Genomic DNA, 25,721 nt, shown 5'->3' with positions numbered 1-25,721 from the left:
AAAACGTCATAATGAATTTCATTATGTGTTCACTCGTGAGACTTGATATTTTTTACGTCCGGAGACGTTGATATCAATCCTGCGAGTGCCCACACAGATTGTCTGATAAATTGTTAAAGAGCAGTGCAATCAGCGTTTTAACTTGCTGTTGCGAGGTGGCGTATATTACGCTTCTCTCCTTCAGAGTCAAACACTTTTTTCAGCGTTTTTCTCTGGCGGGATGAATCACTTCACTCCCTGCTGAGCCGTCTGCGTTGCCGCTTTGCCGTCTCAGTGGTGGCGCATTATAGGGAGGTTCTGAGGAAGCGCAAGGGCAATTTTTAAGATTTTCATTCGTTCGCTTGAAAATTGCACAAAACAGTCTACGTCACCCCTTTTTAATACGTCCAGGCAGCTCTGAGAGGCTATTAAGCACCCAATCGGCTGCATTTTCCCCTTCTGCAGTGACAGGCTTACCAGAGCGAACCAGCACTTTAGTGCCCACACCTGCCGCCAACGCCGCCTGCATATCTTCTATTTTGTCGCCAACCATATAAGAAGCAGCCATATCGATGTTCAAATGCTTCTGCGCAGAGAGCAGCATACCGGGCTGCGGCTTACGGCAATCACACACCTGGCGATACTCTTCTACTGTTGCATCTGGCAGATGAGGACAGAAATAGATGCCATCAAGATCAACATCACGATCTGCCAGCGACCAATCCATCCATTCGGTGAGCTGCATAAACTGGTCTTCAGTAAACATGCCGCGCGCAATACCGGACTGATTAGTCACCAGTACCAGCGCGTAACCCATCTTCTTCAGCGCCTGTAACGCTTCAATGGTACCGTCGATGAATTCAAAATTATCGATTTCATGAACATAACCGTGATCGACATTCAGGGTGCCATCACGATCTAGAAAAATAGCGGGGACTTTGTTCGACACGTAGAAACTCCTGCTGCAAATAATGCCGCACAGTATCGCATGATTGCATATATAGAGAGAATGGCAGATTGAATGACTTCGATTGATTTAGCCGTCTGGATGCCTTAACATCCATCCAAATTTCACGCAGCGTCATCGCGTGGAAGCCGATACACCACGGACAACGTAATACGATAACTATTAAACTAATGATTAAACTCGAAAACATTACCAAAGTGTTCCAGCAAGGTTCACGCACTATTCAGGCGCTCTCCGACGTCAGCCTGCACGTGCCTGCCGGACAGATTTATGGCGTCATCGGTTCATCCGGTGCCGGTAAAAGTACGCTCATCCGCTGCGTTAACTTACTTGAGCGTCCAACATCGGGGCGCGTTCTGGTGGATGGTCAGGATTTGACTGCCCTCTCCTCCTCAAAACTGACGCTGACACGTCGTCAGATTGGCATGATCTTCCAGCACTTCAATTTAATGAACTCACGTACCGTATCCGGTAACGTTGCGCTGCCGCTTGAATTGGGAAACCTGTCACGCGAGCAGATCAAAAGCCGTGTGACTGAACTGCTGGAGTTAGTTGGGCTGGCAGACAAACACGACAGCTGGCCTGCGAATCTTTCCGGCGGACAGAAACAGCGTGTGGCGATTGCGCGTGCGTTGGCTACTAATCCAAAGGTTTTGCTGTGTGACGAAGCCACCAGCGCCCTCGATCCGGCAACGACGCGTTCCATTTTAGAATTACTGAAAGACATCAACCGCCGACTGGGGATCACTATTCTGCTGATCACCCATGAGATGGATGTCGTGAAACGCATCTGCGACCAGGTTGCCGTCATCAGTAATGGTGAGCTGATCGAGAAAGACAGCGTTAGCGAAGTGTTCTCACATCCTAAAACGCCATTGGCTCAGCAGTTTATTCAATCGACGCTGCATCTGGATATCCCAGACGATTACCAGCAGCGTATGCAGCCGCTAGCCTCGGCTGAAAGTGTCCCGCTGTTGCGCCTTGAGTTCACCGGAAAATCGGTCGATGCACCGCTGCTGTCAGAAGCCGCACGTCGCTTCAACGTCAATAACAACATTATCAGTGCGCAGATGGATTACGCCGGCGGTGTGAAGTTCGGCATTATGCTGGCGGAAATGGATGGTAGTGAAACAGATACACAGGCAGCGATTGCCTGGCTGAAAGAAAATCATGTGAAAGTAGAGGTACTGGGTTATGTCTGAAGCGATGATGTGGTTACTGACGCGTGGCGTCTGGGAAACGCTGATGATGACCTTCGTCTCCGGTTTCTTTGGTTTTGTGCTCGGTCTGCCGGTAGGCGTGCTGCTGTACGTCACCCGCCCAGGGCAAATTCTGGCCAATGGCGCCCTCTATCGCGTGCTTTCCGCGGTGGTGAATATCTTCCGCTCAATTCCCTTTATCATATTACTGGTATGGATGATTCCCTTCACACGCATGATTGTCGGCACCTCCATTGGTTTGCAAGCCGCTATCGTGCCACTGACGGTCGGCGCCGCACCTTTCATTGCGCGTATGGTTGAGAATGCACTGCTGGAGTTGCCAACCGGTTTGATTGAAGCCTCACGTGCGATGGGTGCAACGCCACTACAGATCGTACGTAAAGTGTTGCTCCCAGAAGCCCTGCCGGGTCTGGTGAATGCCGCTACAATTACCCTGATTACGCTGGTCGGCTACTCCGCCATGGGCGGTGCTGTCGGCGCTGGCGGTCTGGGTCAGATTGGCTATCAGTATGGTTACATTGGCTATAACGCTACGGTAATGAATACCGTACTGATTTTGCTGGTTGTTCTGGTGTATTTAATTCAGTTCTGTGGCGACCGCATTGTGCGTGCTGTGTCCCATAAATAAGTAAACAACATCAATAGTCCTCTATTAAGGAAGGGATATGTCTTTCACATTTAAAAAGATTGCCGCTGTGGGTGCTCTGATTGGCGCAATTGCGCTGGCAGGATGCGATCAGAAAGCTAAAGATCCAAACCACATTAAAGTGGGTGTGATTGTCGGTGCTGAGCAGCAGGTTGCTGAAACCGCTGTTAAGGTCGCTAAAGAGAAATACGGTCTGGATGTTGAACTGGTGACTTTCAACGATTACGTGCTGCCAAACGAAGCGTTGAGCAAAGGCGATATCGATGTTAACGCCTTCCAGCATAAGCCTTATCTGGATCAGCAGATCAAAGACCGCGGTTACAAGCTGGTTGCCGTGGCCAATACCTTTGTTTACCCGATTGCCGGCTACTCGAAGAAAATCAAATCACTGGATGAACTGCAGAACGGTGCGCAGGTCGCTATCCCTAACGATCCAACCAACCTCGGTCGTTCACTGCTGCTACTGCAGAAAGTGGGCCTGATTAAACTGAAAGATGGCGTGGGCTTGCTGCCAACCTCACTGGATATCGTTGAGAACCCGAAAAACCTGAAGATTGTTGAGCTGGAAGCGCCGCAACTGCCACGTTCACTGGACGATCAGCAGATTGCACTGGCAGTGATCAACACCACTTACGCTAGCCAGATTGGCCTGACACCTGCGAAAGACGGCATCTTTGTCGAAGATAAAGATTCTCCTTACGTGAACCTGATCGTCAGCCGTGAAGATAATAAAGATGCGGAAAACGTGAAGAAATTTGTTCAGGCATATCAGTCTGATGAAGTTTCAGAAGCCGCGAATAAAATCTTCAACGGTGGTGCAGTCAAAGGCTGGTAATTTTTGCCTTTGATGCCATCCAGGGCGGCTTAGGCCGCCCTTTCTTTTTGCTGACTTGTTATTTAATCCCGTCCTTGTTTCAATAACGCCACTTTTTACTACTGAGGATGTTGCCATGCGTTTTTTACCGCTCTGCTTGTTAGCATTGATGCTAACCGGGTGTGTTCGTGAATATCACCCAATAAGCAGTGCTCCCGCTCGCCCGCAACAGTCATCCAGCGAACCTGAACGTAAACCGACTCCACGCCCGGCGCCGGTGAAGATTTACACCGACGCCACAGCTCTGGTCAGCAATCCGTTCCGCGACCTGGGTGAAGTCTCTGCCGATGATTGTCAGAGCAGCAGCCAGGATTCACCACCGAACATTAACACCGCGCGTAAGCGTCTGCAGATTAAAGCGGCGGGTATGAAAGCTAACGCGGTATTGCTGCATAAGTGCGAGATCGTCACCAGCACGCCAGGCTGCTATCGCCAGGCCATTTGCCAGGGCTCTGCACTGAAAGTTTCTAATCAATGAGTGATTTTGCCTTTGCGCAAATCGGCTTGATTCGTTCGCCGTGGAAAGAGAAATTTGCTGTACCGCGCCAGCCTGGCTTAGTGCAGGATGGCGGCGGCGAGCTGCACTTGCTGCCGCCGTATAATCAGCCAGAAGCGGTGCGCGGGCTTGAAGCCTTCAGCCATCTTTGGGTGCTGTTCGTCTTCCATCAAACTATGGAAGGCGGTTGGCGTCCAACAGTGCGACCACCGCGGTTAGGTGGAAACGCACGTATGGGCGTGTTTGCCACACGCTCAACCTTCCGTCCCAATCCCATTGGCATGTCATTGGTTGAGTTAAAAGGCATTCGTTGCGAGAAGCAGCAGGTCATTTTACAGCTCGGTAGCCTGGATTTAGTGGATGGCACACCGGTGGTCGATATCAAACCGTACCTGCCGTTTGCTGAAGCGTTGCCTGATGCACGCGCCGGATTTGCCCAAAGCGCCCCGGATGCCACCATGCCCGTGCGCTTCTCTGCTTTAGCGCAGAGCCAGATTCAGCAGCAGAAAAACTATCCCCATCTGGCACGCTTTATCGCTGACGTTTTAGCGCAAGATCCCCGTCCGGCTTACCGTAAAGGCGAAGCGGAAGATCGTGAGTATGCTGCCTGGCTGCTCGACTTTAATGTGCGCTGGCGTATCGATGAAGTCGGCACTGAAGTGATCGCCCTCGATCCGCGCTAAAACAAGCTTTTGAGTGATGGATCTCGCTGGTACACTAGCCGCCAGAAAATTTTTTGTCCGTGTCCTTCCGTACAACTGGAATCGTAATCAATGCGTACTACTCAATATCTGCTCTCTACCCTGAAAGAGACGCCATCCGATGCGGAAGTGATCAGCCACCAGCTGATGCTGCGCGCCGGTATGATCCGCAAACTGGCTTCCGGTCTTTATACCTGGTTGCCGACCGGTGTTCGCGTACTGCGAAAAGTTGAAAATATCGTACGCGAAGAGATGAACAACGCGGGCGCAATTGAGATCTCCATGCCGGTGGTTCAGCCTGCCGATTTGTGGGAAGAGAGCGGTCGTTGGGAGCAGTACGGCCCTGAGCTGCTGCGCATTAAAGATCGTCACGAGCGTCCGTTCGTATTGGGTCCGACCCATGAAGAAGTGGTCACCGACCTGATCCGTAATGAACTGAGTTCTTACAAACAGCTGCCGCTGAATCTGTATCAGATCCAGACCAAATTCCGCGATGAAGTGCGTCCGCGCTTCGGTGTGATGCGTTCGCGTGAGTTCATCATGAAAGATGCTTACTCGTTCCACACAACTCAGGAATCGCTGCAGGAAACCTACGATGCGATGTATCGCGCTTATAGCCAGAGCTTCAGCCGTATGGGGCTGGATTTCCGTGCCGTACAAGCTGACACCGGCTCAATTGGTGGTAGCGCATCGCATGAATTCCAGGTATTGGCGCAGAGCGGTGAAGATGATGTGATCTTCTCTAGCGAATCGGATTACGCCGCCAACATAGAAAAAGCGGAAGCATTGGCGCCAGCAGGCGATCGTCCAGCGGCAACGCAGGACATGACGCAGTTCGCCACGCCAAATGCCAGGACGATTGCAGAGCTGGTTGAACAACATCAGATCCCAATCGAGAAAACCGTTAAGACTTTGATTGTGAAAGCCACAGAAGAGAGCGGCCACGCGCTGGTAGCTTTACTGGTTCGCGGCGATCATGAGCTTAACGAAGTCAAAGCTGAGCATCTTGATATCGTGGCCTCTCCATTGGAGATGGGCAACGAAGAAGCCATTCGTGCAGTGGTAGGCGCTGGTTTTGGTTCGATCGGCCCGGTTGGTCTGAGCATTCCAGTGATTGCTGACCGCACCGTTGCCAAAATGAGTGACTTCTCTGCAGGCGCTAACATTGATGGACAGCACTTTGCCGGTATTAACTGGCTGCGCGATCTGCCAGAAGCACGCGTGGAAGATATCCGTAACGTGGTAGAAGGTGATCCAAGCCCGGATGGCAAAGGCACGCTGCAGATCAAACGCGGTATCGAAGTCGGTCACATCTTCCAGTTAGGCACCAAATACTCGGAAGCGATGAAGGCCGCCGTTCAAGGCGAAGAAGGTCGTAACCAGGTCATGACCATGGGTTGCTACGGTATTGGTATCACTCGCGTAGTGGCCGCAGCCATCGAGCAGAACCATGACGAACGTGGCATTATCTGGCCTGCAGCGCTAGCGCCGTTCGAAGTCGCGATTCTGCCGATGAATATGCAGAAATCTTTCCGCGTGAAAGAATTGGCTGAAGAGCTGTACAGCCAGCTGCGTGCAAAAGGCATTGATGTGATTCTGGATGACCGTAAAGAGCGTCCAGGTGTAATGTTCGCTGATATGGAACTGATTGGCGTGCCGCACACCATCGTGATTGGTGATCGTAACCTCGATAATGAAGAGATTGAGTACAAATCTCGTTCATCAAGCGAGAAGCAGATGATCAAACAGCACGATATTGTCGAGTTCCTGGCAAAAGCGCTGAACAAGTAATCGCGAGACGCCTCCCCCAGGAGGCGTTTTTTATTGCACTTTACCCCGCATCGATTTCACACTGCTTCGCCGCGATTTACCATCCAGCCGCCTTTCTTTTGACGCCCGCGTAGGACGCGTTGCACGCCGTACCTTTTCAACCGTGGTTAACTCGTGAATCAGATTGATGAGCCGTTGCAGGGCCGCCTCACGATTCATTTCCTGACTGCGATACTCCTGAGATTTGATGATCACCACGCCTTCTGCCGTAATCAAATGGTGGCTTGCGGCCAGCAAACGCTCCTTATAGAACGGCGGCAGCGAAGAAGCGTGAATATCAAAACGCAAATGGATAGCAGTGGACGTTTTATTCACATGCTGCCCACCCGCGCCTTGTGCACGAATGGCACTGAGCTCGACTTCATTGTCTGCAAGTGAAACCGAACGCGACAGCACGATCATCTGTCACCTGCCTTTAAGAACGACATTGCGTCGCGTAATAACCTGTTCATCAACTTAACCTTTTGTGCGCCGTCTTAAGGCTTAAGACCAGCGCTGTGTGTCACTTTTTCACTTTTCTTTGCGTACATCCCGGCTTCTCCTGGCTGATTTCCATGAAAATCCTGTGATATAGTCGCTTATCAACCAGAGTATTTAAGCTCTGCTGAGGAGGTGTATGTGCAAAAGTATTGTGAGTTAGTTCGCCAGAAATATGCCCAAATTGGAAGTGGCGACCTGGGGTATGTGCCAGACGCGATAGGTTGCGCGCTAAACGCACTCAACGATATTGCCGCTAATTCTGCGCTAAACTCTTCTGTCAGGGAACAAGCAGCTTATGCTGCTGCTAACTTATTGGTGAGCGACTATGTTGACGAATGAAGCCTACAAACCCATCAACTGCGATGACTACGATAGCCTCGAACTCGCCTGCACCAAACACTGGACGCTGTCTTTGGAGTTAAAAAACGGCGATCAGCTCAAGGCGAAAGCCGTTGACATGGTCTCACGTAAAAACGTGGAGTACCTGACGGTCGATCTCTCCGGTGAAACCCGCGAACTGCGGCTTGACCATATTGCCAGCTTCAGTCACCCCGAGCTGGGCACCGTCATCGTCAGCGAAGACGAATAAATCCTGCATTCGGGCGGGAACTGATCTCCCGCCCTCCTCGCCTACGGCTTCAGCGAACTGTAATACGCCGATAAATCTTCCATATCCTGATCGCTCAATCCCGCGACAAACGCTTTCATCACTTCTGCCTGACCACCACTGCGCTCCCCTTTTTTGTAAGCCTGCAACGAATGCAGCAGGTAAGGCGCATGTTGCCCGGCAAGATTGGGATAAAGCGGCACCGCACTTTTGCCTTCCGCCCCATGACACGCCAGACAGGTTGCTGCTTTCTGCGCGCCCGCGTTTACATCACCGTCGGCAAAAGCCGGCAGCGCAGCAGCCAGCACCATGGCTGCCATCCAGTATTTCATCATTGCTCTTCCTGTTATTGTTGTTTTAGCCAGATCGCCTGCCAGCCTTGCTCATGACTGGCTGCACCTTCGCGGGTGACAAAGATTCCCGGTGCACAGATCAGCGTCTGGTTGTAGTAAATCAAAGGAATACGTTCACGCTGCCAGGGTGGCACACCTAACTCCTGCCACAATTTTTTCATCTCCCGGCCTCCTGCACGGCCCAGCAGATGATGATAGCCGCTGGCTTGAAAACGAATGTTGATCGATTCGTCCTCAGTGGGTTGACGTAAACATGCCAATCCCACATCGGCCTGTAGCTCCCCCACACCCTCTGGCAACACAAGTGGTTGCTTGCGGTCATGCCAGGTTAGCGAGTACTGACTCAGTGATGGCTGCGATCGAAGCCAAAATAGCAGTTGTCGATAACGGCGTAGCTCGAAGGCACCGAAACGCAGGCAGGGATTGGCATCTTCACGGCTTTGCATCACTTCATCAGTGATACGTTTTAAGGCGTCCCGTGAAGGCATTGCGCCGCCCTGCTGTGCGATCCAACGTCGCAATAAAGCATGACGTCGCATTTCACTCATCGCCAGCATTGGCGGAAAATGCAGTGCGCCCTGTGTATCAGTGAGCTGAGCTAACTGTTCCGCCAGTAATTCATCCAGCAACTGCTCCTGCTCGCCGCACAACGCGGCACTGCGCGAGCTAGCTGCACTGAAATGTGGCCAGCGCATCTGCAGCAACGGCAAAATTTGCTGACGAAGAAAATTGCGGTCATAGCGGCTGTCTGCGTTACTTTCATCCTCAATCCAGCGTAAGCGGTGTTCTGCCGCATAGGCTTCGAGTTGCTGGCGGCTGAGATCCAGTAACGGGCGTAAGTGCGAATGCCCACCCACCTGACGCTGTATTGGCATTGCCGCCAGCCCCGCTGGACCGCTACCCCTTTTTAAGGCTAACAACAGCGTTTCACACTGGTCATCCAGGTGCTGGGCCGTAAGTAAGTGCTCACCGGGTTGCAGCTGTTGAAACAGCGCATGATAGCGAGCATCACGCGCCGCAGCCTCAATACCCTTAGCATGGCCATCTACTTGCACCCGCAGTACCTCGCAGGGAATCTGCCACTGCTGGCAGATTTGCAGACAATGCGTTGCCCAGTTATCAGCATTCGGGCTTAACCCGTGATGGACGTGTAACGCGCGCACGCGCAGCTGCGGCTGCTGGCGTTGCCAGCTCACCAGTTGGTGCAGCAAGACGGTGGAATCCAACCCGCCACTGAACGCCAGCACACAGCGGGCGTCGGGTGTCAGCAGCGAAGCAAGATGAGAAAAGGACATAGCGCTATCCATCAACGCGAGCCGCCTGATTGCGGCCCGCAGCGAAGGCTATTTTACGCTTGATACAGCTCCAGCGGCAAACCGTCTGGATCCGGGAAGAAGGTGCACGCCTTGCCGGTTAGCGCATCAATGCGAATCGGTTCGCACACCACACCTTTCTCTGCCAAAGCCGCAATCGACTGTTCAACATCATCAACACAAAACGCCAGATGGCGCATACCGCAGGCTTCAGGACCGCTGACGCGTGGCGGCGGTGTAGGGAACGAGAACAGCTCGATGGTGTAAACCCCGTTCAGTCCCAGATCCCCTTTCCACGAATCACGCTCGGCGCGGTAATACTCGCCCAGCAATTCAAACCCCAACACGTCACAGTAAAACGCCTTACTGCGCTGATAGTCGGTGGCAATAATGGCAATGTGGTGGATCTGTTTTATCTGCAGCATAGCGGCTCCTATAGAATCAGCCGCTAAGCCTACGTGCTCGGTGCGGCGCTGAAAAGAGGCAATTATCTGAAGTTAATGGGTGTTCTCTTCACGCAGCACACGCACCAGATAACGTCCATCGTCGGTTAGCGTGGTGCCATGGATATCGGTCTCAAAGCCTGGATAGTGCCGTCCGATGGTGCAGAGCATCAGCAGAAAGTCGAGCACAGACCGACTCTCCTCAGTGATCATCTCACCAGGCATCACCAAAGGTACACCCGGCGGATAAGGCAGAATCATGTTGGCGGAAGTGCGTCCGACCAGTTCACGAATATCGATGGTTTCAACTTTACCCTGTACCTGGCGCTGGAATGCCTGATGCGGCGTCATCTTCGATTCGGGCAACACATCAAACGCTTTGAGCATCAGGCGCGGCAGATCGTGTTGCCGGATCAGGTTATGAATGCCCTGCGCCAATGTCTGTATGCGCATATTGCGATAGAAGTCGGGATCTTCGGCATAGAGATCCGGCAGCATGTTTTTCACCCGCAGGTTGAGATCGTAGGCGCGTTTGAACTCGGTCAGGCCACGCAGCACGCTCATCGCTTTGGTTTTATCGATACCAATGCTGAACAAGAACAGTAAATTGTACGGCCCGGTTTTCTCCACCACCACACCGCGCTGATCGAGGAACTTCGCCACCAGCGCCGCTGGAATCCCCTCTTCTGCCATTTTGCCTAATTCACTCATGCCGGGCGTCAGGATGGTCACTTTGATCGGGTCGAGATACATGTGGTCGCGATCGGCTTGCGTAAAGCCATGCCAGTCCTCTTCACCCGGTTGGATCGCCCAGCACTCAGCTTCATCCACCTGCTCGGGCTGCCAGATATCAAAGAACCAACCATCACACTCTTCTCGTAACCGCTGAATCTCACGACGGAAATGCAGAGCACGCTCGACTGAGCGGTTGATCAGTCGCTTACCAGGATTGCCACGTAGCATCGCTGCCGCCGTTTCAATCGATGAGACAATCGCGTAACTCGGCGATGTGGTGGTGTGCATCATATAGGCTTCATTGAAGGTGTCGTGGTCGTAATCACCTTTAATATGAATCAGCGAGGCCTGAGAAAACGCCGCCAGCAGTTTGTGCGTCGACTGCGTTTCATAAATCACTTTGCCGGGTATTCGCTCCCCGCTCATACCACTTTTGCCGCTGTAGATCGGATGGAAGTTGGTGTACGGCACCCAAGCCGAATCGAAATGGATCGACGGCACATCCAGCGTCTCTTTGATGTACTGGGTGTTATACAGCAGGCCATCATAAGTGGAGTTAGTGATCACCGCGTGCACCGGCCAACTGGCGCGCGGCGTCTGATTAACTTTCTGCTGGATGCTGTCACGCGTGAACTCCCGCTGCGGAATCCCACCCAAAATGCCCAGCGCATTACGCGTCGGCTTGAGCCAGATCGGGATGATGTCGCTCATCATCAGCAGATGAGTGAGTGATTTGTGGCAGTTACGGTCGATCAGTACCGTGCTACCTGCCGGTGCGGCGTACATGCCAACGATTTTGTTGGAGGTCGATGTCCCGTTAGTCACCATATAGCTCTGTTCAGCTCCAAAGGTGCGAGCGACGTACTCTTCAGCTTCGAGATGCGGACCGGTGTGGTCAAGCAGCGAACCGAGTTCGGTGACGGAGATGGAGACATCCGCCTTTAGCGTGTTCGCACCGAAGAAATCATAGAACAGGCTACCCACCGGGCTTTTCTGGAATGCAGTGCCGCCCATATGGCCCGGCGTGCAGAAGGTGTATTTGCCCTCTTTCACATAGGTAAACAGCGCCTTGGTGAGTGGCGGCATGATTTTGTCGATGTATTCATCGGTGTACTGGCGAATGTGCAATGCGATGTCGTCAGCCGCGTTGAGCGCATACTCGAAGAATTGCAGCGCCATGCGCATTTCGTTGATGCTCACATCCATCTGCGAATGGGTGTTGATAAAGGCATACAGCGGCAGATATTCGTTGAGCTGATTGATATCGCTGCACAGCGCCAGGCTGTAATCGTCCCAGTCAAAAACCACGCCGCAGATGCGCGGGTTGTGTTCAATCAGTTTCAGCAGGTCGCTGGCATTGTTGGGATAGACGGTCTGGAAGCCTTGCAGCTTGAGGGCTGCGTCCAGTTCACGAATCGGTTCATCTTTGTAGAACGCGCCGTGCGGTCCCATGATCGCGATAATATTCAATGCTCACCTCCTGTGGTGTTATGGCACTGAATAAGGATAGCGAAAAGTAAGAGGGGAATGTTCTGGAATGCGGTGTTGTTAATGGCAGTCTTGCTGTTTAGGGGGGATCGCTGTGAATTGGGTGCCAAGGCCAGAAAAGGGCAGCCCGATCGCAAAGGAATAACGCATCCATGCAGATCGACCGGGCCATCCGTGGCCCGAACGCTTCGCTCTTCGGGATGCCCTTTTCTGGCAGGTAAGATTGTCTTTGCTGCCCGATTCGTAGCCGTCAGCCAGCCATCACTTAATATTCAGGTGAGTTCATGATTGAATGGACACCTTGCTCTATAAACAGGTATTTTCTGACTGATTAGATTGTCTTTGCTGCCCAATTCATAGCAGTCTGAACGATCTCGCTCGGTAATCAGCGGGCATATAAAAAGCGGACCGGAGTCCGCTTCTTTCACTTCACAAGCTGGCTTACGCGTAGCCGTAGCTCATCAGACGCTGATAGCGACGGTTAAGCAGCTCTTCAGTGCTCAGCACGTCGAGATCGGCCAGATCCGCCAGCAGTTGCTTCTTCAGGCTTGCGGCGATATCCAACGGTTGACGATGCGCGCCACCCAATGGTTCTGGGATGATCGAGTCAATCAGCTTCAGCTCTTTCAGGCGATCGGCAGTGATGCCCATCGCTTCCGCAGCCAATGGCGCTTTATCAGCGCTTTTCCACAGGATTGACGCACAGCCTTCCGGTGAAATCACCGAATAGGTGCTGTACTGCAGCATGTTCACTTTGTCGCCGACACCAATCGCCAACGCACCACCGGAACCGCCTTCGCCAATCACGGTGCAGATCACCGGAATTTTAAGGCCTGACATTTCACGCAGGTTACGTGCGATCGCTTCAGACTGACCACGCTCTTCAGCACCCACGCCAGGATAAGCACCTGGGGTGTCGATGAAGGTGATCAATGGCATCTTAAAGCGTTCAGCCATTTCCATCAGTCGCAGTGCTTTACGGTAGCCTTCTGGCGCTGGCATACCAAAGTTACGACGGATCTTCTCTTTGGTTTCACGACCTTTCTGATGTCCAATGATCATCACAGGGCGACCATCCAGACGGGCAATACCGCCGACAATCGCTTTGTCGTCAGCATAAGCACGGTCGCCTGCTAACTCATCGAAATCATCAAACGCGTTGCGGACATAGTCCAGCGTATAAGGGCGCAGCGGGTGACGCGCGAGCTGCGCAACCTGCCATGCACCTAAATCGGAGAAGATTTTACGGGTCAGCTCAACGCTTTTTTCGCGCAGACGCTGCACTTCTTCATCCAGATTAATATCGTGTTTTTCATCCGAACGGCCAATTGACTTCAGCGAGTCGATTTTCGCTTCCAGTTCTGCGATTGGCTGTTCAAAATCCAGGTAATTAAGACTCATAATGTTCCTGTTTTAGTCAAACTCCAGTTCCACCTGCTCCGATCCTACTAACGACCGCAAATCGTTGAGTAAACGATCGCTGGGCGAAATACGCCACGCTGCACCAAAGCGCAGCTTCGCCCGCGCATCTGCTCTCTGATAATAGAGATGCACCGGAATGGTCCCGGAGCGATGAGGCTCCAGAGACTGGCGGAGACGGTTTAAAAGCTGGTCATCAATTTGCCTGTCCGTCAGCGAGATAGCAAGTCCGCGCGCGTATTTTTCCCGCGCTTCGTCGATGTCCATCACTTCTCGAGCGGTCATTTTAAGGCCACCGCTAAAGTCATCAAAGCTGACCTGTCCACTGACGATCAGGATACGGTCTTTCTCCAGCAACTGCTGGTATTTATCTAACGCATCGGTAAATAACATCACTTCCAGACGACCTGAGCGATCGTCGAGAGTACAGATACCAATTCGGTTGCCGCGTTTCGTAACCATCACGCGAGCGGCAATCACCAGCCCGGCCGCGATGGTTACTTTACCACGATCCGTCGGATGCATGTCCTTCAGGCGCATGCCGCCAACATAGCGATCGATTTCTTTCAAATACTGATTAATCGGATGGCCAGTGAGATATAGACCCAGCGTCTCACGTTCACCATCTAACTGAATTTGTTCCGGCCATGGCGTGATGTTGGTGTAAGACTTCTCCACCTGCTCAGGCTCTTCGGCCAGTACGCCAAACATGTCGGCTTGTCCGGTCGCTTCTGCTTTTGCGTGCTGATCTGCGGCTTTTAGTGCATCACTGAGTGCGCTCATCAGGGCTGCACGATGCGGTCCGAGGCGATCAAACGCGCCCGACATGATCAGTTTTTCCATCACACGGCGGTTGATCTTTTTGGTGTCGGTACGCGCACAGAGATCGAATAGCTCTTTGAAGTAGCCGCCTTCGTTACGCGCTTCAATGATCGCTTCAATCGGCCCTTCACCCACGCCTTTAATCGCACCGATGCCGTAAACGATTTCACCTTCTTCATTCACGTGGAAGGGATACAAGCCGGAGTTGATATCTGGCGGCAGTACTTTCAAGCCCATACGCCAGCATTCATCCACCAGGCCAACGACCTTCTCGGTGTTATCCATATCCGCCGTCATTACCGCGGCCATAAATTCGGCCGGATAGTGCGCCTTCAGCCACAGCGTTTGGTATGACACCAGCGCGTAGGCGGCGGAGTGTGACTTGTTAAAGCCATAACCAGCAAACTTCTCTACCAGATCGAAGATCTTCATCGAGAGTTCGCCGTTAACACCCATGCTCTCCGCCCCGTCCTGGAACACAGAACGTTGCTTAGCCATCTCTTCCGGCTTTTTCTTACCCATTGCACGACGCAACATATCTGCGCCGCCAAGGGTGTAACCGGACAGCACCTGGGCAATCTGCATCACCTGTTCCTGATACAGGATGATGCCATAGGTCGGTTCCAGCACCGGCTTCAAGGTTTCGTGCTGCCACTGAATATCCGGATAGGAAATCTCTTCACGGCCGTGCTTACGGTCAATAAAGTTGTCAACCATGCCTGATTGCAGCGGTCCCGGACGGAACAGTGCCACCAGTGCGATCATATCTTCAAAGCAGTCCGGCTTCAGACGTTTGATCAGGTCTTTCATGCCGCGCGATTCAAGCTGGAATACCGCCGTAGTTTCCGAACGCTGCAGCATGTCGAAGCTTTTCTTGTCTTCCAGCGGGATGGCGGCGATATCAATCGGCTCCAGCCCTTCTTTGGCACGGCGCGGGTTAATCATCTTCAGCGCCCAGTCAATGATGGTGAGCGTACGCAGGCCAAGGAAGTCAAACTTCACCAGGCCGGCATATTCCACATCATTCTTATCAAACTGGGTGACCGGGAACTGGCCGTTTTCATCACAGTAAAGCGGGGCAAAATCGGTGATTTTAGTTGGCGCGATCACCACACCACCGGCGTGTTTACCGGCGTTACGCGTGACACCTTCCAGCTTACGCGCCATATCGATCAGCGCTTTGACCTCTTCATCTGCCTCGTAAATTTCCGGCAGTTGCGGTTCCGCTTCGAAGGCTTTTTCCAGCGTCATGCCCGGATCGGGCGGGATCAGTTTGGAGATGCGATCCACAAAGCCATACGGATGACCGAGCACGCGTCCCACGTCGCGAATTACCGCTTTCGCCGCCATGGTACCAAAGGTGATGATCTGCGAAACCGCTTCGCGCCCGTACATTTCGGCGACGTGATCGATCACCTGATCGCGCTTTTCCATGCAGAAATCGACGTCGAAGTCAGGCATCGATACGCGTTCCGGATTCAGGAAGCGTTCGAACAGCAGGTCAAATTCCAGCGGATCGAGGTCAGTGATTTTCAACGCATACGCGACCAGAGAACCCGCACCCGAACCACGGCCCGGCCCAACGGGAATACCGTTATCCTTCGACCACTGGATAAATTCCATGACGATCAGGAAGTAGCCAGGGAATCCCATCTGGTTGATAACGTTGAGTTCTATCTCAAGACGTTCATCATATTCAGGTCGCTTCTCAGCGCGCACCTTGTCATCCGGGAATAGAAACTCCAGACGCTCTTCCAGCCCTTCTCGTGATTTCGCCACCAGGAAGTCTTCGGTGGTCATCTCGCCGGTTGGGAACTGTGGCAGGAAGTACTCGCCAAGGCGCACCGTGACGTTACAACGCTTAGCAATCTCTACGCTGTTTTCTAACGCTTCAGGGATGTCCGAGAACAGCTCGCACATCTCCTCTTCGCTGCGCATATATTGCTGAGGACTGTAAAGGCGTGGACGCTTGGGATCGTCCAACGTATAGCCGTCGTGAATGGCGACACGAATTTCATGCGCGTCAAAATCGGCCTCATTAAGGAAACAGACTTCGTTAGTGGCCACCACCGGCACACCTTCGGCAATCGCTAACTCTACAGCAGCATGCAGATAAGCCTCTTCATCGGCACGACCGGTACGCGTTAATTCGAGGTAATAACGATTGGGGAAATGTTCCTGATAGAAGCTGAGGCATTGCGACACCAGCGCACTGTTGCCGCGTAGCAAGCTGCGGCCAACATCACCCTTGCGCCCACCGGAGAGCAAAATGATGCCTTCACCCAGCTCAACCAGCCAGTCACGGTCGATAATCGGGCCGGCAATGCCATAGCCACGTTGATAGGCACGTGAAATCAACAGCGTCAGATTTTGATAACCGGTGTTGTTGGCGGCAAGCACCGTGAGCTGGGTTAGCTCATCGCCCATCAATTCGCTGGCGACATGGAAGTCAGCACCGATGATTGGCTTAACACCGGCATCGTGCGCGCTACCGTAAAAACGTACCAACCCACAAAGGTTGATGTAATCGGTAATCGCGATGGCTGGCATGCCCAGCGCAGCCGCCTTCTTGACCAGTGGCTTGGTTTTCGCCAGGCCATCAACCATCGAATAGTCGCTATGTACGCGCAGATGTATAAAACGAGGTTCAGCCATATCAGTTTCCGGTTAAAACAGCGTCAGGCTATTAAAGCGTAGTCGGCTGACGCGCGGCCAGCACATCAGCATCCATCAGGGCATTACGCACCGGCGCAAAGCTGCGACGATGATGTGGCGTGGCACCAAACTGCGTCAGTTTTTCCATGTGCAACGCCGTTGGATAGCCCTTGTGCTGGGCAAAACCATATTGCGGGAACAGCAGATCAAGTTCCGCCATCTCACGATCGCGTGTCACTTTAGCAATGATCGAGGCCGCGCTGATCTCTTGCACCAGACTATCACCCTTCACTACCGCCTGAGATGGCATCGGTAATGCCGGGCAACGATTGCCATCGATCAAGACAAAGTCAGGCGTAACAGGCAAACCCGCTACCGCACGCTGCATCGCCAGCATAGTGGCATGCAGGATGTTGATCTGATCAATCTCTTCAGGCTCCGCACGACCGAGGCTCCAGGCCAGCGCTTTCTCTTTGATCTCGTCATACAGCGCCAGTCGGCGCTTTTCAGAGAGTTTTTTTGAATCGGCCAAACCATTAATCGGATTAGCGGGATCGAGGATCACTGCGGCGGTGACAACGGCACCCACCAACGGGCCACGCCCCACTTCATCGACGCCGGCAATGCGCTGCGCGTTAGGGTAGATAAACTCAGCCATTGACGATCTCCAGTACGGCATCCGCGGCCTGCTCATCGGCATTCCAGCGAATCTGTTGATGTAATTCGTTGAAGGTATTCAGCAGCACATCGCGCTCTGGCCCGGCATGCAGCAATGGTTCGAGTGCAGCCGCCAGTGCTTCCGGCTGGCACTCTTCCTGCAGTAACTCTTTCACCAGCTCGCGGCCAGCCAGCAAATTGGGCAGCGAAACATACGGTGTTTTCACCAGACGTTTTGCTAACCAGAAGGTGAAAGGCTTCATGCGGTAACCCACCACCATCGGACACTTCGCCAGCATGCATTCCAGCGCGGCAGTGCCCGAGGCGAGAATCGCCGCATCGCTGGCGATCATGGCCTGACGGCCTTTGCCATCCAGCAAATGCATCGGCAGCTCAGGCGCCACTTCAGCTTTAATCTGCTCAAACTGTTCACGACGTTTGGCGTTCACTAGTGGCACGACGATTTCCAGCGTGGGATAGCGCTGACGCAGCAACTGCGCCGCTCGCAGGAAATCTGCACTTAGCATTTCCACTTCTGCACCACGGCTGCCCGGCAACAAGCCAAGGCAAATAGCATCGTCAGCGATACCTAATTCATGTCGTGCAGCGGACTTATCCGGCTGCAGCGGCATCGCATCGGCCATGGTGTGACCGATAAAACGGCAAGGTACATTGAATCGATCATAAAACGCTTTTTCAAACGGCAAAAACGCCAATACCAGATTGGTATTACGGCCAATTTTGAACACACGCTTTTGTCGCCAGGCCCAAACCGAGGGACTGACGTAATGAATGGTGCGAATACCCTTGCGCTTCAGGCTGCCTTCCAGCGTGATGTTAAAGTCTGGCGCATCAATGCCAACAAACACATCCGGCTTGAGTTCGGTGAAGCGTTGCGTCAAATCCTTGCGAATTTTTAGCAAGCGACGCAAGCGACCGAGCACTTCAACAATGCCCATTACCGCCAGCTCTTCCATCTCATACCAGGCTTCACAGCCCTCAGCTTGCATGAGCGGACCGGCAACGCCCACAAAGCGGGCATCAGGATGACGCGCTTTGAGCGCACGAATGAGACCTGCACCAAGAATATCGCCGGAGGTTTCTCCGGCGACCAGGGCAATCGTTAAGGGACGCACTGACATGGATTAACGAATCAATCCACGTGTTGAACGAGCAAAGAAATCGTAGAAAGGCTGTACTTCGCTATGTTGTTTTGCCAGCTCTTCAATCTCTGGTTTCACTTCATCCAGCGTTTTACCACTGCGGTAAAGCAGCTTGTACGCATTGCGAATGGCGTGCAGTGCTTCTTTGCTAAAGCCACGACGCTTAAGACCTTCGATGTTAATACCGAACGGCGTCGCGTGGTTACCCTGCGCGATAACGTACGGCGGCACATCCTGGGCGACGCCTGAACAACCACCAACCATCACGTGTGCGCCAATGGTGCACCACTGGTGTACTGCTGTCATACCGCCAATAATCGCGAAATCATCTACGGTGACATGGCCGCCCAGCGTGGCGTTGTTGGCGAAGATGCAACGGTTACCAATCACACAGTCATGCGCAATGTGCGCATTGACCATCAGCAGGTTATCACTGCCAATTTTGGTAAGGTTGCCGCCCTGCGTGGTGCCACGATGAATGGTGACGCTCTCGCGGATGCGGTTACGATCGCCGATTTCAACACGGGTCGGTTCACCGGCATATTTCAGGTCCTGGTTCACTTCACCAATCGAAGCAAACTGATAGATCTGATTATCTTTGCCGATGCGCGTGTGGCCGTTCACCACCACGTGCGATTTGAGCACCGTACCTTCACCAATTTCCACGTTAGCGCCGACAAAGCAGAACGGGCCGATGTGAACATTGGCGCCGATGACGGCACCTTCTTCAATGACGGAACTGGGATGAATGTTGGCGGTTGAATCAATCACTAATTATGCCTCCCGGCTACGGGCACACATCATGGTCGCTTCACAGACAATCTTGCCGTCTACAGTTGCCACGCCTTTGAAGCGCGTCAGACCACGACGAGTTTTCTCGAAGGTCACTTCCATAATCATCTGATCGCCCGGTACCACTGGACGTTTGAAGCGGGCTTCGTCGATACCGGCGAAGTAGTACAGCTCGCCCGGTTCCAGTTTCCCAACGCTTTTGAACGCCAGAATACCCGTTGCCTGCGCCATTGCTTCCAGAATCAGAACGCCTGGGAAAATCGGCTTACCAGGGAAGTGTCCCTGGAAAAACGGTTCATTAACAGAAACGTTCTTCACCGCACGCAGATATTTATGCTCTTCAAATTCCAGCACGCGGTCAACCAGCAAGAACGGATAGCGGTGCGGCAGCAGTTCTAAAATCTCTTCGATTTTCAGAGTATGCGTTTCAGTTGTCAAAATACTCTTCCTGTCCTAAAAAATCTGATGGCAATAATAACACGGCCTGCACAGATCAAAATGATCCTCCGCAGGCCGCAAATCAGTTCGGTGGCGTAACGCTTTCCTGAGAGACCTTCTTACTCTTTCGGGTTAAGCCGAAGTTGCAAGAGGGCACGCTGCTTTTTTATGAAAGCGGGTAGCTGGGATGCGTTTAGTCGTCTTTGCCGACCTTACGTTCGATGGCTTTTAAGCGTTTGCTTATTTCATCGATATTCATCACCAGGGCTGCCGTTTTACGCCAGGTTTTGTTGGGTTGCAGTGGGATACCCGATGAGTATACCCCAGGCTCTGTGATCGGGCGCATTACCATGCCCATGCCCGTTACGGTCACTTTGTCACAGATTTCCATATGGCCGTTAATGACGCTGGCGCCGCCAATCATACAATAACGTCCAATCTTCAGACTACCCGCCATGATCACACCGCCCGCAACGGCCGTGTTATCTCCAATCACAACGTTGTGCGCAATCTGACACTGGTTGTCTATGATAACACCATTGCCGATCAGAGTGTTATCCAGTGCACCGCGATCGATAGTGGTACAGGCACCAATTTCTACCCGATCCCCAATCACGACAGTACCCAGCTGTGGAATTTTCACCCAATTGCCACGGTCGTTAGCATACCCGAAACCATCGGCGCCGATAACGGTGCCGGATTGAATCAGACAATCCTGACCAATCTGGATCTCGTGGTAAATCGTGACGTTAGCCCACAAACGTGAGCCGCGACCGATACGCGTCTGCTTACCAACAAAACATCCTGCGCCAATTACGACGTCGTCACCCAGCTCAACGCCAGATTCGATCACCGCATTCGCACCCACCGAAACGTTCTTACCCAGCGTCGCTGTCGGATCGATCACCGCACTGGGCGCGATATTCTGCGCGGGCTGCGGCGTTGTGTCCAGCAGTTGTGCCATGCGAGCGTACGTAAGGTAAGGATTTTTCACCACCAGGGCAGCGGTTTTACACCACTCCAGATCCGCTTCCGTCAGCACCACGGCTGAAGCCTGGATATGAGCGAGCTGCTCGCGGTAGCGGCTGTTTGCAAGAAAAGTGATTTGACCAGTGGTGGCGGATTGCATAGAAGCAATGCCGGAGATGACGATATCGCCATCTCCGTGCAATTCTGCATCCAACTGCTGGGCTAAATCAGCCAGTCGAATTGATGACATCGATTATTTAACCTGTTTTACAACGTCAGCAGTGATGTCTTTAGCATCAGCAGAAGAGTACAGAACGGCCTGAGAATCCAGCACCAGATCGTAACCATCGCTTTTTGCTACAGACTGTACAGCGGTCTGGATTTTAGCCAGCAGCTTGTTACGCTCCTGCATCTGACGAGTCTGGTTGTCTTTGTCGAAAGCCTGCGCTTTCTGTTCAAAGGCAGCACGCTCAGAAGCAATCTGCTTCTCTTTCTTGGTGCGGTCGCTGGCCTTCATGGTTGACGCATTACGCTGCAGATCCTGGATTTCGCCCTGGATTTTCTGCTGCTGCGACTGGAGGTCAGAAGCACGGCTTGAGAACTCACCCTCAAGCTGTTTAGCAACAGCGGCACGCTGCGGAGATTGCTGGAAAACCTGGCTCAGGTTCACGACGGCGATTTTATCGGCCGCCTGGGCACCCGCAGAAGCAGCTAATGCAACACCCAGAGCAGCAGCACAGAACAACTTTTTCACTATAAACTCCTTACCTCAACGTGTGTGTTTGCAGCGTGTCACGCTCATGCGCGACACGGATGCAAGACGGTATATTCACTTCCTTGTTCAGAGCCTTACCAGGTTTTACCAATGTTAAACTGGAACTGCTCTGACTTGTCTCCCTCGACTTTCTTCATCGGCTGAGCATATGAGAATACCAGCGGACCTAATGGCGACATCCATTGCAGGGCGACACCCGCAGAGACACGAATGTTATTCGGATCGCTGTAGTCCGGAATCCCCGCCGCACGTGTTTCTGCGGTGTTCTGCCATTTGGTATCCCAGACAGTACCGGCATCCATAAACACCGAAGTACGGACTGAGTTAGCGTATTTCTCGCTCAGGAACGGCGTTGGCGTGATCAGCTCAAGGCTGGCAATCGCCATGGCGTTACCACCCACCGCATCATCTGACTTACAGATACCGTTAGCATCGGTCAGATTACAGGTGGACGAGTGATCGTTCAGATAAGCCGCTTTCGGACCAATGGTATTGGACTGGAAGCCACGAACCGTACTTGAACCACCGCCGTAGAAGTTCTCATAGAACGGCATCTCTTTTCCACCGAGCCCGTCACCATATCCTACACGGCCACGTCCCAGCACCACCCAGGTGCCATCACGGTTCAATGGCACGTACTGCTGGGTATCCAACGTCGCTTTGTAGAAGGCGTTGTCAGAACCTGGAATGGTCACTTTGCCGTTCAGGTTGGTACGGTTACCCTTGGTTGGGAAGAAACCGCGGTCAAGCGTGTTATACGTCCAACCGTAGTTGAAGGTGAAATCATCTGCTGAGAAATCACCATCATCATTCAGACCCTGATGACGACCAACCGAGTCAAGATAACGCCACATCGCAACCTGCGGCTGCATGTTAGACAGGTCGTTATGCACATAACCCAGGCCGACACGTAATGTGTTGTTTTCATTAACTGGGAAGCCCAACGTGCCATCCACACCATAACTTCTGTTGGTGTAGTCAGACAGATCAGCATCATCCGCTTTAAAGTCGTTATAGAAAACGCGACCACCGAGGCTCACACCGTCGACCGTGAAATACGGATCGGTCAGTGAGAATTCAGCATAGGTTTGGTAATCGTTTTTGGTACCGCTGATGCCAACGGTATTGCCGGTGCCGAGCCAGTTTTCCTGGGTCACACCCACCTGGAAGCTGACGCCACTTTCAGTACCGTAACCGACACCAAAGTTGAAGGTACCGGTGTTACGCTCTTTAACCTTGTAAACGACGTCTACCTGGTCCGGAGAACCTGGCACACGCTGAGTGTCCACATCGACGGTTTCAAAGTAACCGGTACGGTTCAGACGCTCTTTACCCTGATCAACCAGGTCACTGCCCAACCAGGCGCCTTCCATCTGACGCATCTCACGGCGCAGCACGGCATCTTTCGACGTGTCGTTACCTTCGAAGCGCACTTTGCGCACGTAATAACGGTTACCGGCATCCACATTGATGTGCAGTTTAACGGTTTTGTCTGCGTCGTTAATTTCCGGCTGTGTCACCACACGCGGATAGGCATAGCCATAACGACCCAGCAGTTTTTTGATGTCGTCTTCCATCTGCGTGACTTTGGTGCCGTTATACAGCTCACCCGATGGAATACGCGTCATTTTTTCGATTTCAGCAGAATGGCCCGCCATGCTGCCGTTCACGATCACGCCGGCAATCTTGTACTGATCGCCTTCGTTGATGTTCACGGTGATGTAGATGCCTTTTTTATCTGGCGTCAGGCTCACCTGAGTTGAATCGATGTTGAAGCGCGCATAACCGCGATCCAGATAGAAGCTACGCAGGGTCTCAAGATCCCCGGCCAGCTTTTGTTTCTGGTATTTACGATCGCCTACCACGTTCCACCATGGCACTTCATCACGCAGTGAGAAGCGCGAGATCAGTTCGTCAGAGCTAAAGGCTTTGTTGCCGACGATGTTGATCTGCTGAATCTGAGCAGAAACGCCTTCCTGGAAGACGAACTTCAGATCCACACGGTTACGCGGCAGCGGTGTCGCAATCGCTTTCACGCTGGCGGTGTATTTACCGACGCTGTAGTAGAAGTCTTCCAGGCCCTTCTCAATCGAAGAGAGCGTGGTGCGGTCGAGTGCTTCACCGACGCGCACACCCGAAGCTTCAAGGTTTTGCTTCAGTTGCTCTTCTTTCACCGCTTTATTACCGGAGAAAGTGATGCTGGCAATGGTCGGACGTTCTTTCACCTGAACAATCAGGGTTGTACCGTCGCGCAGAACCTGCACATCTTCAAAGTTGCCAGTGGCGAACAGTGAGCGAATGGTGTTTCTGACGTCGTCGTCAGAAATCGTATCACCGACACGTACGGGCATGCTGAGCAGAGCCGCGCCGACGGCGACTCGCTGGAGACCTTCGAAATGAATGTCCTTCACTACGAAATCGTCTGCACCGTAAACGGTGGCGCTGCTGAACAGCAGCGACGCTATGAGCAACTTTTTCATCGCCATCGTTGTTATGCGTTTTCCTAACACATCCCGCGCCTGTCTGCGTTCCAGCTATTACAGACGTGAGAAATCATTGAAAAGTGCAAGCCCCATTAATAACACCAGCAAAATTGAGCCAATGCGATAACTGAAGTCCTGAACTCGCTCGGACACCGGTCCTCCTTTGATCTTTTCGATCGCCAGAAAGAGCAGATGTCCACCATCTAATACCGGCAGAGGGAACAGGTTGATGATCCCTAGGTTGACGCTGATCAGCGCCAGGAACATCAGATAGTAAATCACCCCGTACTCCGCTGATAACCCCGCACCCTGCGCAATCGAAATTGGCCCGCTCAGGTTATTCAGCTTCACATCCCCGGTTATCAACTTGCCCAGCATTGAGACCGTTAACTTCATCAGCTGCCAGGTTTTGACACTGGCTTCACCAATTGCAGCAAAGGGTCCGTACTGCCTTACCGTTTTGTACTCATCAGGCAGCGGAATCACGCGCGGGATGACACCCGCGAAGCCTTCCGCTTCATTACCCGGTTTTGCTTCTGGCGTTAGCGTCAACGCCACCTGTTCGCCGTTTCGTTCAACATCCAGCGCCATGTTTTTGCGCGGATTATCGCGTACCTGTGCCGCAAAAGCCTGCCATTGTGTTAACGGCTGACCATCGACTTTAACGATCCTATCGCCCGCTTGCAAACCGGCAACGCTTGCCGGTGAGTTTGCCTGTACTTCCGCTAAGGTCGTTTCAATCTGCGGCCCACGTGGACGAATCCCTAACGCGACAACCGGATCTTGTTTATCTGGTTCAAATTGCCATTCGCGCAAATCTAACTGCTTCTGCTGTGTGGCTTCTTCACCAAATTGCGAGACGGTAAGCGTGGCATTGCTGTCGCCAATTTTACCGATCAGCGCCATACGCACAGCATCCCAATCAGGCGTTTCGATACCATCTACCGCTTTAAGTTCCATACCGGAGGTAATTTGCGCTTCAGCAGCGACGGATCCGTTCAGAATTTCGCCAACCACCGGGCGTACACCCGGTACGCCATGGATGAAGACCACCCAGTAGGCAAAAACGGCAAAAATGAAGTTAGCGATAGGACCGGCCGCAATGATTGAGGCACGTTGCAGCACGGTTTTGTTGTTGAAGGCTTGATGGCGCAATTCAGCAGGAACGCTCTCAACGCGCTCGTCGAGCATTTTGACGTAGCCGCCGAGTGGAATCAGCGCGATGACATATTCGGTGCCCTGACGATCGCTGCGACGCCACAATGCTTTGCCAAAGCCAATCGAGAAACGCTCGACCTTGACACCGCAGCGGCGGGCGACCCAAAAATGGCCAAATTCGTGCACGGTGATCAGTACGCCAAGCGCCACGATAAAGGCGACAAAACTCCAGAGTATGCTCAACATTGTCGCTAATCC

General features: G+C 52.7%; 24 protein-coding genes. 8 read left to right on the top strand and 16 right to left on the bottom strand.

The annotated features are described in order from the left end of the window. Positions 1–367: 367 nt before the first annotated feature. A complete protein-coding gene (gene gmhB, locus LBW88_RS25755; RefSeq protein ID WP_224935440.1) occupies positions 368–928 on the bottom strand; it encodes a D-glycero-beta-D-manno-heptose 1,7-bisphosphate 7-phosphatase in 561 nt (186 codons plus the stop codon). Between the two features lie 188 nt (positions 929–1,116). On the opposite strand from gmhB, the gene metN reads away from it, so the two are divergent. From metN to proS, 6 genes are all read left to right on the top strand, one after another. After that, positions 1,117–2,148 carry a methionine ABC transporter ATP-binding protein MetN gene (metN, locus tag LBW88_RS25750; protein ID WP_224935442.1) on the top strand — a complete coding sequence of 344 codons (1,032 nt, stop codon included), beginning with the start codon at positions 1,117–1,119 and terminating at the stop codon, positions 2,146–2,148. Continuing rightward, entirely contained in the window at positions 2,141–2,794 is a 654-nt protein-coding gene (locus LBW88_RS25745) for a methionine ABC transporter permease MetI (protein ID WP_224935445.1), read from the top strand. Before metN ends, LBW88_RS25745 begins: the two co-directional genes overlap by 8 nt. Before the next feature lie 37 nt (positions 2,795–2,831). After that, positions 2,832–3,647 carry a MetQ/NlpA family lipoprotein gene (locus LBW88_RS25740; protein ID WP_100704672.1) on the top strand — a complete coding sequence of 272 codons (816 nt, stop codon included), beginning with the start codon at positions 2,832–2,834 and terminating at the stop codon, positions 3,645–3,647. 115 nt (positions 3,648–3,762) lie between these two features. Then, on the top strand, positions 3,763–4,164 hold the full coding sequence (gene rcsF / locus LBW88_RS25735; RefSeq protein WP_224935448.1) for an Rcs stress response system protein RcsF: 402 nt from the start codon (positions 3,763–3,765) through the stop codon (positions 4,162–4,164). Then, a complete protein-coding gene (gene tsaA, locus LBW88_RS25730) occupies positions 4,161–4,865 on the top strand; it encodes a tRNA (N6-threonylcarbamoyladenosine(37)-N6)-methyltransferase TrmO (protein WP_224935451.1) in 705 nt (234 codons plus the stop codon). Before rcsF ends, tsaA begins: the two co-directional genes overlap by 4 nt. Before the next feature lie 90 nt (positions 4,866–4,955). Continuing rightward, positions 4,956–6,674, top strand: a complete 1,719-nt coding sequence (gene proS, locus LBW88_RS25725; protein WP_224935453.1) for a proline--tRNA ligase — start codon at positions 4,956–4,958, stop codon at positions 6,672–6,674. Between the two features lie 30 nt (positions 6,675–6,704). On the opposite strand, the gene arfB is transcribed toward proS, so the two are convergent. Continuing rightward, the gene (gene arfB, locus LBW88_RS25720; RefSeq protein WP_224935456.1) at positions 6,705–7,115 is read right to left on the bottom strand and encodes an alternative ribosome rescue aminoacyl-tRNA hydrolase ArfB; all 411 of its coding nucleotides are present in this window, start codon (positions 7,113–7,115) and stop codon (positions 6,705–6,707) included. Between the two features lie 216 nt (positions 7,116–7,331). On the opposite strand from arfB, the gene LBW88_RS25715 reads away from it, so the two are divergent. Together LBW88_RS25715 and rof are read left to right on the top strand one after the other, a co-directional pair. Further along, on the top strand, positions 7,332–7,532 hold the full coding sequence (locus LBW88_RS25715; RefSeq protein WP_100704667.1) for a YaeP family protein: 201 nt from the start codon (positions 7,332–7,334) through the stop codon (positions 7,530–7,532). Beyond that, positions 7,519–7,782, top strand: a complete 264-nt coding sequence (gene rof, locus LBW88_RS25710; protein ID WP_038648888.1) for a Rho-binding antiterminator — start codon at positions 7,519–7,521, stop codon at positions 7,780–7,782. The genes LBW88_RS25715 and rof overlap by 14 nt, the downstream gene beginning before the upstream one ends. 41 nt (positions 7,783–7,823) lie before the next feature. On the opposite strand, the gene LBW88_RS25705 is transcribed toward rof, so the two are convergent. The 14 genes from LBW88_RS25705 to rseP form a co-directional block, all read right to left on the bottom strand. After that, entirely contained in the window at positions 7,824–8,132 is a 309-nt protein-coding gene (locus tag LBW88_RS25705) for a c-type cytochrome (RefSeq protein ID WP_224935500.1), read from the bottom strand. Positions 8,133–8,146: 14 nt separating this feature from the next. Next, positions 8,147–9,448: a tRNA lysidine(34) synthetase TilS gene (gene tilS, locus LBW88_RS25700; RefSeq protein ID WP_224935459.1), complete on the bottom strand. Its 1,302-nt coding sequence runs from the start codon at positions 9,446–9,448 to the stop codon at positions 8,147–8,149. 53 nt (positions 9,449–9,501) lie between these two features. Then, a complete protein-coding gene (locus LBW88_RS25695; RefSeq protein ID WP_224935463.1) occupies positions 9,502–9,891 on the bottom strand; it encodes a VOC family protein in 390 nt (129 codons plus the stop codon). A gap of 72 nt (positions 9,892–9,963) precedes the next feature. Next, a complete protein-coding gene (locus tag LBW88_RS25690) occupies positions 9,964–12,114 on the bottom strand; it encodes a lysine decarboxylase LdcC (protein WP_224935466.1) in 2,151 nt (716 codons plus the stop codon). A gap of 459 nt (positions 12,115–12,573) precedes the next feature. Next, complete coding sequence (gene accA / locus LBW88_RS25685; protein ID WP_224935468.1) at positions 12,574–13,533, bottom strand: acetyl-CoA carboxylase carboxyl transferase subunit alpha; 960 nt, start codon at positions 13,531–13,533, stop codon at positions 12,574–12,576. Between the two features lie 12 nt (positions 13,534–13,545). Beyond that, positions 13,546–17,028 carry a DNA polymerase III subunit alpha gene (gene dnaE / locus LBW88_RS25680; RefSeq protein ID WP_224935470.1) on the bottom strand — a complete coding sequence of 1,161 codons (3,483 nt, stop codon included), beginning with the start codon at positions 17,026–17,028 and terminating at the stop codon, positions 13,546–13,548. A 31-nt stretch (positions 17,029–17,059) separates the two neighbouring features. Further along, positions 17,060–17,686, bottom strand: a complete 627-nt coding sequence (gene rnhB, locus LBW88_RS25675; RefSeq protein ID WP_224935472.1) for a ribonuclease HII — start codon at positions 17,684–17,686, stop codon at positions 17,060–17,062. Then, positions 17,679–18,827: a lipid-A-disaccharide synthase gene (gene lpxB, locus LBW88_RS25670; protein WP_224935474.1), complete on the bottom strand. Its 1,149-nt coding sequence runs from the start codon at positions 18,825–18,827 to the stop codon at positions 17,679–17,681. Before lpxB ends, rnhB begins: the two co-directional genes overlap by 8 nt. 3 nt (positions 18,828–18,830) lie before the next feature. Beyond that, positions 18,831–19,619: an acyl-ACP--UDP-N-acetylglucosamine O-acyltransferase gene (gene lpxA, locus LBW88_RS25665; RefSeq protein ID WP_045832791.1), complete on the bottom strand. Its 789-nt coding sequence runs from the start codon at positions 19,617–19,619 to the stop codon at positions 18,831–18,833. 3 nt (positions 19,620–19,622) lie between these two features. After that, positions 19,623–20,078, bottom strand: a complete 456-nt coding sequence (fabZ, locus tag LBW88_RS25660; RefSeq protein ID WP_013507953.1) for a 3-hydroxyacyl-ACP dehydratase FabZ — start codon at positions 20,076–20,078, stop codon at positions 19,623–19,625. 193 nt (positions 20,079–20,271) lie between these two features. Then, entirely contained in the window at positions 20,272–21,297 is a 1,026-nt protein-coding gene (lpxD, locus tag LBW88_RS25655; protein ID WP_224935476.1) for a UDP-3-O-(3-hydroxymyristoyl)glucosamine N-acyltransferase, read from the bottom strand. A 3-nt stretch (positions 21,298–21,300) separates the two neighbouring features. Further along, positions 21,301–21,801 (bottom strand): OmpH family outer membrane protein, encoded by a 501-nt coding sequence (locus LBW88_RS25650; RefSeq protein ID WP_224935478.1) that lies wholly within the window; start codon positions 21,799–21,801, stop codon positions 21,301–21,303. Between the two features lie 95 nt (positions 21,802–21,896). Next, positions 21,897–24,308: an outer membrane protein assembly factor BamA gene (bamA, locus tag LBW88_RS25645; protein ID WP_224935503.1), complete on the bottom strand. Its 2,412-nt coding sequence runs from the start codon at positions 24,306–24,308 to the stop codon at positions 21,897–21,899. A 51-nt stretch (positions 24,309–24,359) separates the two neighbouring features. Then, entirely contained in the window at positions 24,360–25,709 is a 1,350-nt protein-coding gene (rseP, locus tag LBW88_RS25640) for a sigma E protease regulator RseP (RefSeq protein ID WP_224935480.1), read from the bottom strand. Between the last annotated feature and the right edge of the window lie 12 nt (positions 25,710–25,721).

Source organism: Pantoea sp. alder81 (genome assembly GCF_020179835.1).
Lineage (GTDB): Bacteria > Pseudomonadota > Gammaproteobacteria > Enterobacterales > Enterobacteriaceae > Pantoea.
The sequence above is the reverse complement of the archived record's forward strand: the minus strand, read 5'-3'. Positions and strand labels throughout refer to the sequence as shown.